Annotated in this window: 10 protein-coding genes and 1 pseudogene; 8 read left to right on the top strand and 3 right to left on the bottom strand. The window is 70.9% G+C overall.

Going from position 1 to position 14,676, the window contains the following annotated elements; all coding sequences use genetic code 11:
- The first annotated feature begins 74 nt into the window (after positions 1-74).
- From ACFV8T_RS23485 to ACFV8T_RS23475, 3 genes are all read left to right on the top strand, one after another.
- Positions 75-1,268 (top strand): sensor histidine kinase, encoded by a 1,194-nt coding sequence (locus ACFV8T_RS23485; RefSeq protein ID WP_385330617.1) that lies wholly within the window; start codon positions 75-77, stop codon positions 1,266-1,268.
- A gap of 159 nt (positions 1,269-1,427) precedes the next feature.
- A complete protein-coding gene (locus ACFV8T_RS23480; RefSeq protein ID WP_266422649.1) occupies positions 1,428-2,078 on the top strand; it encodes a response regulator transcription factor in 651 nt (216 codons plus the stop codon).
- Positions 2,079-2,177: 99 nt separating this feature from the next.
- Positions 2,178-3,335, top strand: coding sequence for an ROK family transcriptional regulator (locus ACFV8T_RS23475; RefSeq protein WP_385330614.1), 1,158 nt, complete (start codon positions 2,178-2,180; stop codon positions 3,333-3,335).
- Between the two features lie 62 nt (positions 3,336-3,397).
- Here ACFV8T_RS23475 and ACFV8T_RS23470 read toward each other — a convergent pair whose 3' ends face one another.
- The gene (locus tag ACFV8T_RS23470) at positions 3,398-4,165 is read right to left on the bottom strand and encodes a GntR family transcriptional regulator (protein WP_385330612.1); all 768 of its coding nucleotides are present in this window, start codon (positions 4,163-4,165) and stop codon (positions 3,398-3,400) included.
- A gap of 316 nt (positions 4,166-4,481) precedes the next feature.
- A complete protein-coding gene (locus ACFV8T_RS23465) occupies positions 4,482-5,375 on the bottom strand; it encodes an RNA polymerase sigma-70 factor (protein ID WP_385330609.1) in 894 nt (297 codons plus the stop codon).
- 154 nt (positions 5,376-5,529) lie between these two features.
- On the opposite strand from ACFV8T_RS23465, the gene ACFV8T_RS23460 reads away from it, so the two are divergent.
- Positions 5,530-6,360, top strand: a complete 831-nt coding sequence (locus tag ACFV8T_RS23460; protein WP_385330606.1) for an alpha/beta fold hydrolase — start codon at positions 5,530-5,532, stop codon at positions 6,358-6,360.
- Between the two features lie 75 nt (positions 6,361-6,435).
- On the opposite strand, the pseudogene ACFV8T_RS23455 reads toward ACFV8T_RS23460, so the two are convergent.
- Positions 6,436-7,284: pseudogene (locus ACFV8T_RS23455) on the bottom strand (DMT family transporter); the annotation flags it as partial.
- A gap of 47 nt (positions 7,285-7,331) precedes the next feature.
- On the opposite strand from ACFV8T_RS23455, the gene ACFV8T_RS23450 reads away from it, so the two are divergent.
- The 4 genes from ACFV8T_RS23450 to ACFV8T_RS23435 all read left to right on the top strand — a co-directional run bounded on the left by ACFV8T_RS23450 (position 7,332) and on the right by ACFV8T_RS23435 (position 14,619).
- Positions 7,332-8,825, top strand: a complete 1,494-nt coding sequence (locus ACFV8T_RS23450) for a PLP-dependent aminotransferase family protein (protein ID WP_385330604.1) — start codon at positions 7,332-7,334, stop codon at positions 8,823-8,825.
- 88 nt (positions 8,826-8,913) lie between these two features.
- Positions 8,914-10,494: an alkaline phosphatase D family protein gene (locus ACFV8T_RS23445; protein WP_385330601.1), complete on the top strand. Its 1,581-nt coding sequence runs from the start codon at positions 8,914-8,916 to the stop codon at positions 10,492-10,494.
- A 73-nt stretch (positions 10,495-10,567) separates the two neighbouring features.
- Positions 10,568-11,941, top strand: a complete 1,374-nt coding sequence (locus ACFV8T_RS23440) for an SWIM zinc finger family protein (protein WP_385330599.1) — start codon at positions 10,568-10,570, stop codon at positions 11,939-11,941.
- A complete protein-coding gene (locus ACFV8T_RS23435) occupies positions 11,938-14,619 on the top strand; it encodes a DUF6493 family protein (RefSeq protein ID WP_385330597.1) in 2,682 nt (893 codons plus the stop codon). The genes ACFV8T_RS23440 and ACFV8T_RS23435 overlap by 4 nt, the downstream gene beginning before the upstream one ends.
- The last annotated feature ends 57 nt before the right edge of the window (positions 14,620-14,676 follow it).

Below are 14,676 nucleotides of genomic sequence, written 5' to 3'. Positions count from 1 at the left end.
CTCCCCCACGGGTGGGGATCATCTCCCTCCCTCGGGGGAGCCGCCGCACCGGTGCGGACTGACACGATGGCCGCATGTTCCGCCTCCTGCGCCCGCTCGCCGCATCTGTCACCTACACCCGGTGGCTGCATCTCCTCATCCCGGGTGCGGGCTACAGCGTGTGTCTGTTCATCGTGCCGGGTTCCCCGTGGGTGCCCATGGTGATCGCCGTACCGGTCGGCTTGGTGCCCGGTATGCGGCTCGCCGAGGGGGTGCAGGCACAGCTTCTGCTCACGCCGCAGGAGCGAGGCAGAGCTGACGCCGCAATCTCCGCGACCACGGCGGCCACCTGGGCCGATCGCTGGAGAACCGTGCTGTGGCTGGAGATACGAATGGTGCTCGCCCTTCCCGTGGGGTACGCCACGGTGTGGTTGTCGGCAACCGCGGTGGACCTCGTTCTCACCGCTTCCGGCAGGGGCCCGAGCGACGAATGGCTGGTCCGCGGGGTGGAGCCGCACTGGTGGTATGCCCTGCTCTCCCCTCTGCCCCTCCTGCTGCTGCTTCCCATGGTCGTGATGAGCGGCTACTTGATCACCGCGTGCGCCCATCGGCTTCTCGGTCCCTCGCCGGTGCAGCGGTTGACCGCTCTGGAGGAGCGAACCGAGCAGTTGCTGGAGCGCAACCGCATCGCACGTGAGCTGCATGACTCGATCGGGCACGCGTTGACGGTCGCGGTCGTCCAGGCAGGCGCGGCCCGGACGGCGCGCGACCCGGAGTTCACCGAACGGGCCCTGGCCGCGATCGAGGAGACGGGCCGGGAGGCGCTCGACGATCTGGAGCGGGTTCTGCGGGTGCTGCGCGAATCGGGGACGCCGGTGGGGCAGCGGCCGACGCTCGTGGAAGCGGATCGGCTCCTGGACTCCGCGCGCGGCTCGGGGGCGAAGATCGACGCGGACGTGTCAGGTCCGCTGGAGCAGGTTCCGGGCGCGGTCTCCCGCGAGGGGTATCGCATCCTTCAGGAGTCCCTCACCAATGTGCTGCGTCATTCGGGTACGGTCCCCGTCCGGGTGCGTATCACCGTCGCCAATGGCCGGCTGGAGCTGGAGGTCACCAATCCGCTCACCGACTCGCCGGCTGATTCGACAGCCGCGCCAGGTGGCGGGAACGGGCTCCGGGGCATCCGGGAGCGGGCCGCACTGCTGGGTGGAATGGCCAGGACGGGTCCGCACGAGGGGCAATGGCGGGTGCACGCGAGCCTTCCGTTGAACGGTTTGAGATCTGCCCCGTAGTCCCCCGGAGGGAATCAGCACGGCGTCGGATGCGGTGCGCCGCAAGGCACTTGGCCATCGATGTATCGGATGCATGCGGACGTTCCGGCAACATGGCGAGGTGCCGTAACTGTCGTCGTACGCCGCCAGGGATTACCGGACAGCCCTTAGGCTGGCCCAATGCCGGTTAGCGTACTTCTGGTCGACGACGAACCCCTCGTCCGCGCGGGGTTGCGCGCAGTCCTCGAGGCTCAGCCCGATATCGAGGTGGTGGGCGAGGCGGGCGACGGCGCCGCGGTGATCCCGCTGCTGCATCAGCTGCGCCCCGACGTGGTGGCCATGGATGTCAGGATGCCGTTGATGGACGGTATCGAGGCCACACGGGTGGTGCTGCGCACGGTGCCGGATCCCCCGAAGATCCTGGTGGTGACCACGTTCGAGAACGACGAATACGTCTACGAGGCGCTGCGTGCCGGGGCGGACGGATTTCTTCTCAAACGTGCCCGGCCCGCCGAGATCGTGCATGCGGTGCGCCTGGTCGCCGAGGGTGAGTCGCTGCTCTTCCCGGCGGCGGTCCGGCAACTCGCCGCCGAGTACGGGACGAGCAAGGCGCGCGCGGCCTTGGACCGGGCAGCACTGACCGAGCGGGAGTCCGCGGTCCTCCGGCTGATGGCTCGTGGCCTGTCGAACGCGGAGATCGCCGCCAAGCTCGTGGTCGGCGTCGAGACGGTGAAGACCCATGTCAGTGCCGTGCTCGCCAAGTTGGGTGCGAGGGACCGTACGCAGGCGGTGATCGCGGCGTACGAATCCGGGTTCGTCGCTCCGAGCTGAGACCCCTGCCCGGGGAAACCCACGGCGGCCCGTGGTCGCCCCGCACCTGGGCAACGAGTACCATCCGCCTGACATGCGCTCGAGCTGGGAGGACACACCGTGGGCCGGCTGACCGGTGGGGATCCGTCGCTGTTGCGACGTATCAATTCCGCGGTGGTGCTGCACGCTCTGCGTGGCGCCGACTCCCCCACCCTGACGGACCTGACCCGGATCACCGGACTGTCCCGTCCGACGGTCGAGGGTGTCGTGGAGGGGCTCTTCGAGGCCGGACTCGTCGTCGAGTCGGTGCCCGACGGGGGTGAGGCCCGACGCCAGGGGCGGCCGGCCCGCCGGTTCCGGTTCCGTGCGGAGGCCGGGCATCTGCTCGGCGTCGAGATCGGCCCGCATCGCGTCTCCGCACTGCTGTCGGGGCTGGACGGCCGGATCATCGGAGCCGACGCCCGCGAGGTGTCGGAGACTGCCTGCGCCGACGACCGGCTCGACAAGGTCAGGGCCGTGGTGGCCGACCTCCTGCGGCGTACGGGTGTGGCCAGGAGCAGTCTGCGCGCGGTAGGGGTCGGCAGTCCGGGCATCGTGGAGGCGGACGGGACGGTACGGCTGGGGACCGCCCTGCCGGGCTGGACAGGTCTCGCACTGGGTGAGCGGCTGAGGCGCTCCTTCCGCTGTCCCGTCCTGGTGGAGAACGACGCCAACGCCGCGGCGGTGGCGGAGCACTGGAAGGGCGCGGCCACCGAGTCCGACGACATCGTGTTCGTTCTGGCGGGGCTGAGTCCGGGCGCCGGTTCGCTGATCGGCGGGCGGCTGCACCGTGGTTTCGGCGGTGCAGCGGGCGAGATCGGCGCGCTGCATCTGCTCGGCCGCGAAGTGACTCCGGAGCGGCTTCTGTCCACGACGGACACTCCGCTGGATCCGTTGGACGAGCCCGCGGTCGCCCATGTGTTCGCGGAGGCCCGGCACGGCGATGTCCGGGCGCAGGCGGCGGTCGAGCGGTTCATTCAGCGCCTGGTGCACGATGTGGCGGCGCTGGTGCTGGCGCTGGACCCCGAGCTCGTGGTGGTGGGCGGCTGGGCCACCGGGCTGGACGATGTGCTGGATCCCCTCCGCAGCGAGCTGGCCCGCTACTGCCTCCGGCCGCCACGGGTCACGCTGTCGCTGCTCGGTGAGGCGGCGGTGGCCACCGGCGCCCTGCGGCTGGCTCTCGACCACGTCGAGGAACAGCTCTTCGCGGTGGAGGGAACGGTGACGGCCCGCCGCTGAGTGCGACGGGCCGTGCGTACCGACAGAGAATCGGCGGAGAGCCGGCCCGGAGCCGGCCGTACTCAGGAGGCCTGGCGCTCCTGGTCATGGTGGCTGATCTCCAGGTCGCCCGAGTCGCCGAAGGTGAGCCGGCAGGTGTCGGCACGGTACGTGGCGACGGAGAGCGCAGCGGTACCGCCCGCCACGAGGTAGTGGGTGGTGACGACGAGAACGGGGGCGCCGGGAAGCCGGTCGAGCTCCTTGGCGTCGTCCACCCGTGCCGAGCCGAGCTCCACCGACCGGTCCTGGCCGTCGAGGCCGAGGCGGTGCAGCTCGCGCAGGACCCCTCGGGCCCGGACGGGCCCGGACGGGGCGTCGATCGCGGAGAGTTCAGGCACGGACGAGGACGGGACGTACAGGAGTTCCGCCGCGACCGTCTGCCCGTGGGAGACCCGGATACGGCGCACTATGTGCACCGGCTCGTCGGCCTCCACATCGAGCACGGCCGTCACCGAGGACGGCGCGACCGACGCCGTGCAGTCCACCGGCTGCCATGCCTCCGCCGCACCGCCGCCGGACCAGTCCCGCCGTGCCGTCGAGACCGCGACCCCGACGCGCGGCGGGGCGACGGTGGTCCCGACGCCGCGGCGACGCTGCAGCCTTCCTTCGAGTTCGAGCTGTTCCAGAGCCTGCCGGAGCGTGGCTCGGGCGACTCCGAAGCGGGCGGCGAGCTCGCGCTCATTGGGCAGGATCTCCCCCACCGCAAAATCCGAGTCGAGTGCCTCACTGAGCACGGTCTTGAGGTGCCAGTACTTCGGCTCCTGCACCGATTCCAGCTGCGTGGTCCCCACCCTGTCCTCCGCAATCACCCAGCGGCTATTCCGCGACGTTATTTATTAAAGGTTCCTGTCTTAACGTTGAGACCATAGGACGGTACACACCCTTGGTCAAGACCAATCCTCGGTCGGTCACGCAGCGAAACGGGACTCTGCCGCAGAGCGTTCACAGGACGTTCGTGGTGCTGTGAGGCGAGCGCAGCACAAAGCCCCACGACCACTGGAACCCAAGGGCAGGGCGTGGGGCTTCGAACAGCGGACGGCAGCGGGGTCACCCGGCGACCGGAGTCACCGCCGCCGGTCGAGAGCGCGGTCGGTGACCCGGCAGCCGCTACGCCTCCGGAAGGTCGGCGAAACTCATGAGCTTGTCAGGATTTCGCACGATATATACGCACTGGATGAGCCCGTCCTTGACGTCCACCTGAACGACCGAGTCGACCTTTCCGCCCAGGAACAACAGCAGGCCCGGCCCGCCGTTGAGTTCCAGGAGGCGGAAGTCGAGTTCCTCGACCTGGGTGTGGGCGACGGCGAAGAGGAAGCGGCCGACCTTGTCGGCGCTCTTGAGGACCCGCAGCGGCGCCCTGGATTTTCCGCCGCTGTCCCCGACCAGCCGCGCGTCGGGCGCGAGCAGGGCCAGCAGCTCCTCGATGTCGCCACCCGCCGCCGCGGCGAGGAACCGCTCGGTAAGGTCACGGCGGTGGGCCGGGTCGACGTCGTAGCGCGGTTTGCGCTCCTCCACGTGGTGCCGCGCACGCCCTGCCAACTGGCGCACCGCGGCCTCGGTCCGGTCCAGGGCGGTGGCGATCTCCGCATACGGAAAGCCGAACGCCTCGCGCAGCACGAAGACGGCCCGCTCCAGCGGTGACAGGGACTCCAGGACGACGAGCACGGCGACGGATACGGAGTCGGCCAGGACAGCCTGTCCCTCTGTGTCGGGCACAGCCGGTCCGAAATCGGTGACGACCGGTTCCGGCAGCCACGGCCCGACGTACGCCTCGCGCCGCGACTGCACCTGCCGCAGCCGGTCGATGGCGAGGCGGGTGATGATCCTCACGAGAAAGGCGCGCGGCTCCCGTACGTCCTCACGGGACGCGGAGGACCAGCGAAGCCAAGCCTCCTGCACCACGTCCTCGGCATCGACGACCCGGCCCAGCATGCGGTAGGCAACGCCGGTGAGCACGGGACGGTGCTTCTCGAAGACATCGGTCGCGGTGTCGGCTGTCACCCCTCCATCCCAGCCGACCCGTCGCACCCTGTCCAGCGTGAATCCCATCCCCCTCTTGAACTGCAGGCTACTGAACGGTAATTGTTATTGACGAGACGTCTAAGTCGCCTTCAGGCATGGCCCCTTCATGCCGGATCACCCCGGGAGCACCAGCATGGCCACCACGGTCTCGTTCAGCGTCGACTCACCCCAAGGGCCTCGGACCGTTTCCGTGGCGTATGAACGGACCGGCGCCGGCGAGCCGCTGCTCCTGCTCCACGGCATCGGCCACCACCGTCAGGCCTGGGACCCGGTATTGTCCGTGCTCGCCGTGGAACGGGATGTGATAGCCGTCGATCTCCCAGGCTTCGGCGCCTCGCCGGCACTGCCCGACGGACTGCCGTACGACCTGCCGACCACGGCCACGGTGCTCGGAGCGTTGTGCGAGGAGCTCGGTCTGGACCGGCCGCATGTGGCGGGCAATTCGCTCGGCGGTCTGCTGGCGCTGGAGCTCGGCCGGAAGAAGCTCGTGCGGTCGGTGACAGCGCTCTCGCCCGCCGGTTTCTGGACCGGGGGCGAGCGACGCTACGCGTTCGGGACGCTGCGGGCCATGCGGCAGGCCGCGTTGTCGATGCCGGTCCCACTGATCGAGCGGCTCTCGCACAGCGCGGCCGGGCGCACGGCGCTGACCAGCACCATCTACGCCCGGCCCGCCCGACGTTCAGCCGATGCCGTCGTCGCGGAGACCATCGCCCTGCGCGAGGCGACCGGATTCCACCAGACGCTCGCCACCGGGCGCGGCGTCACGTTCACCGACGATGTGCCGGGGCTGCCGGTGACCGTCGCCTGGGGCAGCCGGGACCGGATCCTGCTGCGCCGGCAGGGAATCAGGGCCAAGCACACCATGCCCGACGCCCGGCTGGTCCGGCTGCCGGGCTGCGGTCATGTGCCGATGAACGACGATCCGGCGCTCGTGGCGCGCGTCATCCTGGACACCAGCCGTTGACACCGCACCGGTCGCCGAATCCGCACCCCGGGCCGCTCCGTTCCGGGACAGGACTCCCGATCCGAGGGCGACACCCAGCCCGACCAGAAGACTTCCGCCCGCCTGTGCGGTGCCGTACGAACCGGTGCCGACGAGCGGTGCCGTGAGCGCGGCGGAGACCGGGATCAGGCCGGAGAACAGCGTGGCACGCTCGGCACCGACGCGCTGCATGCCCATGTACCAGCAGACGAAACCGATCACGGTGACCACTGCCGCCTGCCACAGCAGCGCCGTCGCCTCCGCCTCAGTGGGCATCCGCAGAACATCGCTGCCGTCCAGGACCACGCCGAGCCACGCCGACTCGACGGCGGCGATCCCGCAGACCGTGGCGGAGAGCAGCTTCGGTCCGAGGGGTCGCAGGACCGGTACGGCGAGGACGGCGAAGCCGACCTCGCCTGCCAGAGCGCCGACCGAACAGAGGATGCCCGCCAGGTCCGTGCGACCCCAGCCCTGGACGGTGAAGGCCCCGGCGGCGACGAGCGCGGACGCGTACAGGACCGTGCGTGTCGGCCGGCGGCCGTCCATGAGTGGTACGAGTACGGCGACGAGGATCGGGGCGCAGCCGACGAACACCCCTGGAACGGCGGGTTCCGCGGATCGCTCCGCACTGAGCACGGCAAGGTTGAAGCCGACCATGCCGATGGCTGCCAGCAGCGCGAGCCGTCCCCACTGGCGCAGGGTGAGGGTGCGCAGCGCGGTGATCGGCCGGGACTGCCTGTCACGGGCCAGGAGGGGTACGAGCAGCAGCGCCGCGAGGCCGTAGCGCAGCGCCTGGCCGCCCGCGTACGGGTACGCGCCCAGGACACTGTTGGCGGTGAAGGAAGCACCCACGAGGATGCAGGCGAAGGCTGCGAGGAGCGCCCCGCGCAGAGAGCTGACGTTCATGGAATCGACGCTAGGCAGCCGGACGGTCCGGTTTAAGGTCCACTTCCATGATGTCTTCGGGGACCAATCCGCGGCCGGACCGTTCGGAGGACGGCGAGTTCGGCTCCGCCGCCTGGGAGTTGCTGCTGCCGGCTGCGGCGGAGCCGGCCCGTCGGCGCGGTCGCGCGCTGCAGTCGGCCCTGCGCGAAGCCGTGCGTTCCGGCCGTCTCGTTCCCGGGACGCGGCTGCCGTCCAGCCGTGCGCTCGCCGCCGATCTGCGGGTGTCTCGGGGGCTGGTCACCGAGGCGTACGAACAGCTCACGGCCGAGGGCTATCTGCGCAGCGGACGTGGTGCGGGTACCTGGGTGAGCGAAGCGGTTCGGGCACCCGTACCGGGGGCGTGTGATCTCGCGCCGCGCGCCGCGGGCGTACGCGTGGACTTCCGGCCTGGCACGCCCGATCTGTCGCTGTTCCCGCGCGGTGCCTGGGCCGCCGCGTACCGCTCGGTGCTCGGCCGGCTGCCGCACGGCGCGCTCGGCTATCCCGATCCGCGCGGCCTGCCCGGACTGCGGGACGCCCTGGCCGCCCTGCTGTCCAGGCGCCGAGGGGTGGTCGCCGATCCCGAGCGCCTGGTGGTGTGCTCCGGCGTGGCGCAGGCGACGACTCTGCTGGGGTTCGTGCTGCACGGACGGGGAATACGGACCGTCGGCGTCGAGGACCCCGGAAGTCCCGAACACTCCGCGCTGTTCGCATCCGCGGGGGTCGCCACCATCGGCTTGCCGCTCGACGACGAGGGTCTCGCGATCGAGCCCCTCGTGCGCTCGGACGTGCGCGCGGTCGTCACCACACCGGCGCACCAGTTTCCCACCGGAATCGCCTACTCCGCCGCCCGTCGCAGCCGGCTTCTGGACTGGGCACGCGCCGTGGACGGGCTGGTCGTGGAGGACGACTACGACGGCGACTTCCGCTACGACCGCGCCCCCGTCGGCGCGTTGCAGGGGCTCGACCCGGAGCATGTCGCGTACACCGGCTCGGTGAGCAAATCGCTGGCACCCGGGCTCCGGCTCGGCTGGCTCCTCGCACCGGCGGCCATGACCGACGAGATCGTCGCCCGCAAGCGCACGATGGATCTGGGCAATCCGGCCGTCGACCAGGCGGTCCTCGCAGACTTCATCACCCGGGGCGGCTACGACCGGCAGCTGCGCCGTTGTCAGCGCGCCTATCGCGAGCGCCGCGACACACTCACTTCGATGCTGGCGGAACACTTCCCCGGAACCGAGGTGAGCGGGATCGCCGCAGGTCTCCACATCATCGCCGCGCTGCCCGAACGGTACGGCCCGGAGCCGTTGTTCATGGCGCGCGCGGCCGGGGCCGGAGTCGCCCTGCGGACGCTCGGTGCCTGCGGCACCGTGCCGTACGAGGACCGGGCGGTGCGCCTGGTTCTCGGATACGCGCATCTGACTCCGTCCGACATCGAGCAGGGCGTACGACTGCTGGCGGCGGCTCAGGAGGACACGAAGGGACCGGGTACCGGCGAGGGGCGGGGCCGGGTGTTCATCTGAGGTTGGTGTGCGCGCCGCCGACGGGCACAAGGGTGGGTTCGCTCACCCATCCGTTCGTCCCGCTGACCACTGCCCCGGAGGCGCCTCGATGTCGAACCGTCCGCGAATTCCGTCCCCCGCCCGCCGCAGTGTGCTGCGCGGTTCGCTCGCCGTGTCGGCCGCGCTCACGCTCCCGGCGGCGGGCGCCGCGGCCCCCGCCTTCGCCCTGTCCGGCCGGCCGCGCGCGGCGTGGGGCGTGCAGGTGGGCGACGTCACCTCGTCCTCGGCGCTGGTCTGGGTGCGGTCGGACCGGCCGGCCCGGATGATCGTGGAGACATCGGCCACGGAGTCGTTCCGGCGGGCCCGCACATGGCATGGTCCGCTCGTCGGTTCCGGCACCGACTTCACCGGGACGACACCGCTGTACGGGCTGCCGCCGGGCGAGCAGGTGCACTACCGGGTGACACTCGCCGATCCCCAGGACCCCCGCCGCACCGGGGAGCCGGTGCACGGAACCTTCCGGACGGCGCCCGCCCGGCGCCGGGACGGGGTGCGGTTCCTGTGGTCGGGCGACATCGCGGGGCAGGGCTGGGGCATCAATCCGGACATCGGCGGCTACGTGGTGTACGACGAGATGCGCCGCCTCGATCCGGACTTCTTCCTCTGCAGCGGTGACAACATCTACGCGGACGGGGTGATCGAGCCGAGCGTGACCCTGCCCGACGGGCGGGTCTGGCGCAATGTCACCACCGAGGAGAAGGCGAAGGTCGCCGAGACCCTCGCCGAGTACCGTGGCAACTTCCGCTACAACCTGCTGGATCACAACCTCCGTGAGTTCAACGCCCAGGTCCCTTCGATCGTTCAGTGGGACGACCACGAGGTGCGCAACAACTGGTATCCGGGGCAGATCCTCGACGACGCCCGGTACACCGAGAAGAACGTGGATGTGCTCGCGGCCCGTTCGATGCGGGCGTTCCGCGAGTACTTCCCGGTCTCCACGCTGCGTGCCCGGTCCGGGGAGGGCCGGATGCACCGCGTGGTGCGCCATGGTCCCCTGCTCGATGTGTTCGTCCTCGACATGCGGTCCTTCCGCAATGCCAACTCGCCCGGCCGGCAGCCCGACGACACGACGGGCATCCTCGGTGCGGAGCAGCTCAAGTGGCTCAAGCACGAGCTGTCCCGGTCCCGCGCGGTGTGGAAGGTGATCGCCGCGGACATGCCGTTGGGACTCGTGGTCACCGATGGTGCGACGGACTTCGAGGCCGTCGCGCAGGGCGATCCCGGAGCCCCGCTCGGCCGTGAGCTGCAGATCGCGGAACTGCTGAGGTACATCAAGCACCGCCGGATCACCGGCACGGTCTGGCTGACGGCGGATGTGCACTACACGTCGGCGCAGCACTACGAGCCCGAGCGTGCGGTGTTCAAGGACTTCGCACCGTTCTGGGAATTCGTGTCGGGGCCGCTGGCCGCAGGTCAGTTCCAGGCGAACGCGCTCGACGCGACGTTCGGTCCGGACCGGGTCTTCGTGCGCGCTCCCGACCGGGCGAACGTGTCGCCGATGGAGTCGCCGCAGTACTTCGGCGAGGTCGACATCGACGGCGACAGTGGTGAGTTGACCGTGCGGCTGCGGGCACAGGGCGGTTCCGTCCTGTTCAGCAAGGTGCTGCAGCCGGGGCGCGTCGGGCAGTGAACCGACGCCCGGCGATCGGCCCCCGGGCGATGGCCGGGGGCCGATTGTCAGTGGTGGGATCTACGGTTTTTCCATGACCCGATCCGTTCAGGCATTGGCCTACTCACGCCCGTCCGCCCTGGATTCCTCACAGGCGGGGCAGCTCCTCGGGCTGGAGACCTCCGGTGGTCTCACCCCGCGGGGCACGGAGCCGCACCCCCGGTTCTTCTCCGGCTTTCTCACCTCGCCGAGGATCGCCGCCCGAGGTCTGCTGGCCGTGGCGGACGTGGCGTCCGCGCGTTACTACCGACCCACCCTGCCCTCGTCCCTCGACCCGGTGGTGACGGGCAACGGCGACCGCTTGCGCTTCGAGTCGTTCTCCGGCTGCTGCGGGGTGTACGCACGTCTCGATGTGCTCCAGGAAGGGCTGGACGGTGCGCGGACGGACCATGGCACCACGAATGTGGATGTCAACAATCCGCTGCGGGAGGCGCTCTCGCGGATAGCGGGCGACGATCCACTGCACATGCGGGTCGGCCCGGACGAGATGGCCGTCACCACGCTGGACGGTCCGGTCGTGGAGAAGAAGGTTCCCCTGCCCGACCGTTGGCTGCGCGGCTTCGCGGAGGCGCAGGTGGTGTCCGCGGGTTTCGATCTGCGGGCCGAGCTGTCGGCGGCCGAGGCCGTCCGGTTCCTGCGTTCGTTGCCGCGTTCGACCCAGAAGGCCTCGCGGGGCGCCCAGTGGGTGGTCCCGGCCGGGAAGACGCTCCGTCCGACGACACGCCCGGTGACGGGGGCGGTGTGTCTGCCGGGCCCCGAGCGTCTGGTGGTGCTGCAGCGGGTGCTGCGTCACGCCACCTCGCTGCGGGTGTACGGACCTGTGGCCGACGGGGCGGCGACCGCGAGCGCATGGGAGGTGGTGCTGCCCGGCATGCGCCTCACCCTGACGCTCTCGCCCGATGTCTCGCGCGGCTTCTCCGGCGAGGGCGGCGTGCTCGAAGCGCTGGCCACCGACGATGCCGCGGCCGATGCGGAGCTGGTGTCCGTGCTGCTGGCCTGGGAGCCGCGGATCGATCCCGCCGACCTGGCGGAGCAGTCGGGGCTCCCGGTGGAACGCGTGAGGGCCGCGCTCACCCGGCTGGGGACGGCGGGCCGGGTCGGCTACGACGTCGCCGACGCGTCCTACTTCCACCGCGAGCTGCCGTACGACGCCGACCGGGCCGAACGGCACAATCCGCGTCTGGTGGCGGCCCGGCAGCTGGCCGGCTCGGGTGCGGTCGTGCTCGACGGGGAGACGGCGGCCGTGGCCTCGGGAGACCGCCGCTATCAAGTGAGGGAGAAGGACGGCATGCTGAGCTGCACCTGTCAGTGGTGGGCGGACTACCGCGGGCGTCGGGGCCCGTGCAAGCACGCCCTGGCCGTCCGAATGGTCCGTCGCGGGGCGCCGGTTGCCGGGGGTGCGCGATGAAGGAGCTGCTCACCGCCGTACGCGAGGCACGCAGGCTGGACGTGCCTGCCCTGCTGTCCGGGCTGGACCGGGCGGAACGCAGGTCGGCGCTGGCGGAGCTGAAGGAGCTGCGCAAGGAGGCGCGGAGCTGGCCCTGGGAGAAGCAGGACAGGATCCGCAAGGCCCTGCTGGTCGCGGGCGCCGGCTGTCACACGGGAGCGGCGGGCTGCGCCGCCTGGATCGGCAGCCGGGACCTGCAGATCTGGTCACGGCCTCCCTACCCGATGCTCCTGAGCGTCCTCGCGGACCGTGACCCCGAGTGGCTCGGTGACGTCGCGCACCGGCTGGCGGCCCGTCCGGGGACGGCGGAGACCGCCTATGAGCTGATCACCGGCCTGGTGAAGACCTCGCAGTGCCCCGTTCCCACCACCGACGGCTTCGTACGGGGCTGGGCCGAAGCGGTCTCGGCCTCGCAGTGGCAGCAGAAGAGGCGACCGCTGGCCGATGTCCTCCGTGCGGACCCGTATGTCACCGTTCTCGTGCCGCGGCTCTTCGAGGTGGCGGAGCTGCCGTCGCAGATGCTCTGGTTCGACGAACCGGACGACCCGAGCCGATGGCATGTGGCGCTCGCCGTCCTCGCGGACGAGGGTCTGCTGGAGCGGGCTTCGCTCGTCGACGGTTGTGTGGCCCGGCTGATCCGCGGCGGAAGGCCCGGCGAACTGCGGTTCTTCCTCGCCGTATTGCGCCGGCTCGCGCTGACCCGCGAGGAGGAGGCGGAGCGGGTGGCGGACTGGACCGCCATGGCGGCGGACGGGATCTCCACCGTCGCCGGGCACGCCCAGGAGGTGCTCGCCCGGCTGGACGGGCACGGCGAACTGCCCGTGCGGTCACTGGCGGAGGTGTCGGGTTCCCTGCTGTTCCGCCCGGAGAAGAAGCTCGTCCGCGCCCAACTGGTGCTGATCGGCAAGACGCTGCGCCGCGATCCGCCGGCCGCCGACGAACTGCTGCCCGTCGTCGCCGAGGCATTCGGGCACGCCGACATCGACATCCAGGAGCGGGCGCTCAAACTCGTCGCGCGCCATCTGCCCGCCGTCGACGCGGCGGTGCGAGAGGAAACCGCCCAGTCGGCCCCGCTGCTGGGTCCGGCACTCCGTACGGCGGCGGCCGAGGTGTTCGGCGACCTGATGGACGACAGTACGGCGGCGGAGCCGTACGTCGAACTCCTGCCGTCCGCCCCCGTCCTGCGGCGCATCGAACCGGCGCCGACAACGCTGCCCGAGCTCGTCGAGGAGGTGGTGGTCCTGGCGAGATCCGCATCACGGGATGTCACCGCCTTCGAGCGGGCACTGGACGGGCTGGTCCGCCACGCCCACACCGACCGGCCGGCGTTGACCGAGGCGCTGCGGGACGCCCTGGCCGGCAGTTGGTGGCTCGTCGACGAATCGCAGAAGAGGGTCGAGCAGCAGCTCCGCTCGGAGGCCGGAATCACCCTGGTCGTGGCCGTGCTGCTCGGACGGGTTCCGATTGAGGCGGTGCATGAGGGGCGTGCGGCCTGGTCCATCAGCAGCGTCTGCGTCCATGCGGCGCTCAAGGGAGTATTGAAGGCCCGGCTGTGGGAAGCCGCCGACGCGGTACTGACCGGCAGCACACCATTCCTGCTGGCCTTCCCGACCTGGCACACCGGCTCGCTCGACCCTGCCGTGCTGATCGAGCGACTGCGTACCTATCAGCAGCTCGGAGTCCGGCCCGGGGAAGCCGACTTCGCCCAGGCCCTGCTGCGGGTTCGGCGCGACGGTCAGCACGAGGCGGCCGAGGCGGCCGAGGCGGCCGACCGGCTCGGCACTCCGGAAGGTGACCGGCTGGCGGCCTGGCTGCGGGCCGACCGGCCGCTCGCGACCGTATACCGCTTCGATCTGGAACGACAGGAGTCCACGGCCCGCGGCTGGGTGGAGCGGCAGCCTGCCGACTGGACCCGGCGCATCCTGATGGCGAGCGATGAACACCCGTTCATTCAGCGGGAGTTCCCGCGCTCCTTCCACTGGCTGGGCAGCGCCCATACCCCGCGTCATCGCACCTGCGACCACGGGAACGACCACCCGGATCCCTGGCTCGCCACCCTGCCCGAGGACAGCGAGACACTGGCCGCGTGGCTGCTGCCGGCCATGGCGACGTGTGCCACCGATGAGCTGAAGGATGCGGCGCGGCCGCTCCTCGGCCTGGTCGAACTGGGTGGGTCTGCCGCCGAGGCCATCCATCTGGCCGTGGGGTACGGGCTGGGTGCCCGGTATCCGGAGGACCGGCTGTCGGCGGTGGACGCCTTGCTGATACTCGCGGCCCGGCAACGGCTGGACACGACGTCGCTCGGCGAGCAGTTGGCGATCCTCCTCGATCACAGGCTGGTGAAACCCACCCGCCTCGCGGACTCCGCCCGTACCGCGGCCGCGACGGGCGCATACCGGACGGTGCTGTCCGTACTGGTCCCCGTTCTGCCCGGACTCCTGGCGAACAAGAAGGGGACGCGCGGGCTGAGCGACCTGCTCTCCGTGGCCGCCGAGTGCGCGGAACACTGTGGTGCGGTGGGCGGTGGCGAGCCGATACCCGGGCTCGCCGAAACGGCCGCGCGCGGCGGATCGTCGCAGCTGGTACGCCAGGCGGTCCGCCTGCAAGCCGCCTGGGAGCAGGGCCTGGGGCAGACGTGAAGGCCCAGGACATCGTGGTGTGACCCCGTGGGTTCTGCCGGCTCGCAGCGATCGGGC

The sequence above is a fragment of the Streptomyces sp. NPDC059832 genome (genome assembly GCF_042731715.1).
Lineage (GTDB): Bacteria > Actinomycetota > Actinomycetes > Streptomycetales > Streptomycetaceae > Streptomyces.
The sequence above is the reverse complement of the archived record's forward strand: the minus strand, read 5'-3'. Positions and strand labels throughout refer to the sequence as shown.

What these genes read in the sequence shown, in the direction of transcription:
- ACFV8T_RS23440 (WP_385330599.1), top strand. Translation starts at nt 10,568, where the DNA reads ATGACCCGATCCGTTCAGGCATTGGCCTACTCACGCCCGTCCGCCCTG.
- ACFV8T_RS23485 (WP_385330617.1), top strand. Translation starts at nt 75, where the DNA reads ATGTTCCGCCTCCTGCGCCCGCTCGCCGCATCTGTCACCTACACCCGG.
- ACFV8T_RS23460 (WP_385330606.1), top strand. Translation starts at nt 5,530, where the DNA reads ATGGCCACCACGGTCTCGTTCAGCGTCGACTCACCCCAAGGGCCTCGG.
- ACFV8T_RS23445 (WP_385330601.1), top strand. Translation starts at nt 8,914, where the DNA reads ATGTCGAACCGTCCGCGAATTCCGTCCCCCGCCCGCCGCAGTGTGCTG.
- ACFV8T_RS23480 (WP_266422649.1), top strand. Translation starts at nt 1,428, where the DNA reads ATGCCGGTTAGCGTACTTCTGGTCGACGACGAACCCCTCGTCCGCGCG.
- ACFV8T_RS23450 (WP_385330604.1), top strand. Translation starts at nt 7,332, where the DNA reads ATGATGTCTTCGGGGACCAATCCGCGGCCGGACCGTTCGGAGGACGGC.
- ACFV8T_RS23435 (WP_385330597.1), top strand. Translation starts at nt 11,938, where the DNA reads ATGAAGGAGCTGCTCACCGCCGTACGCGAGGCACGCAGGCTGGACGTG.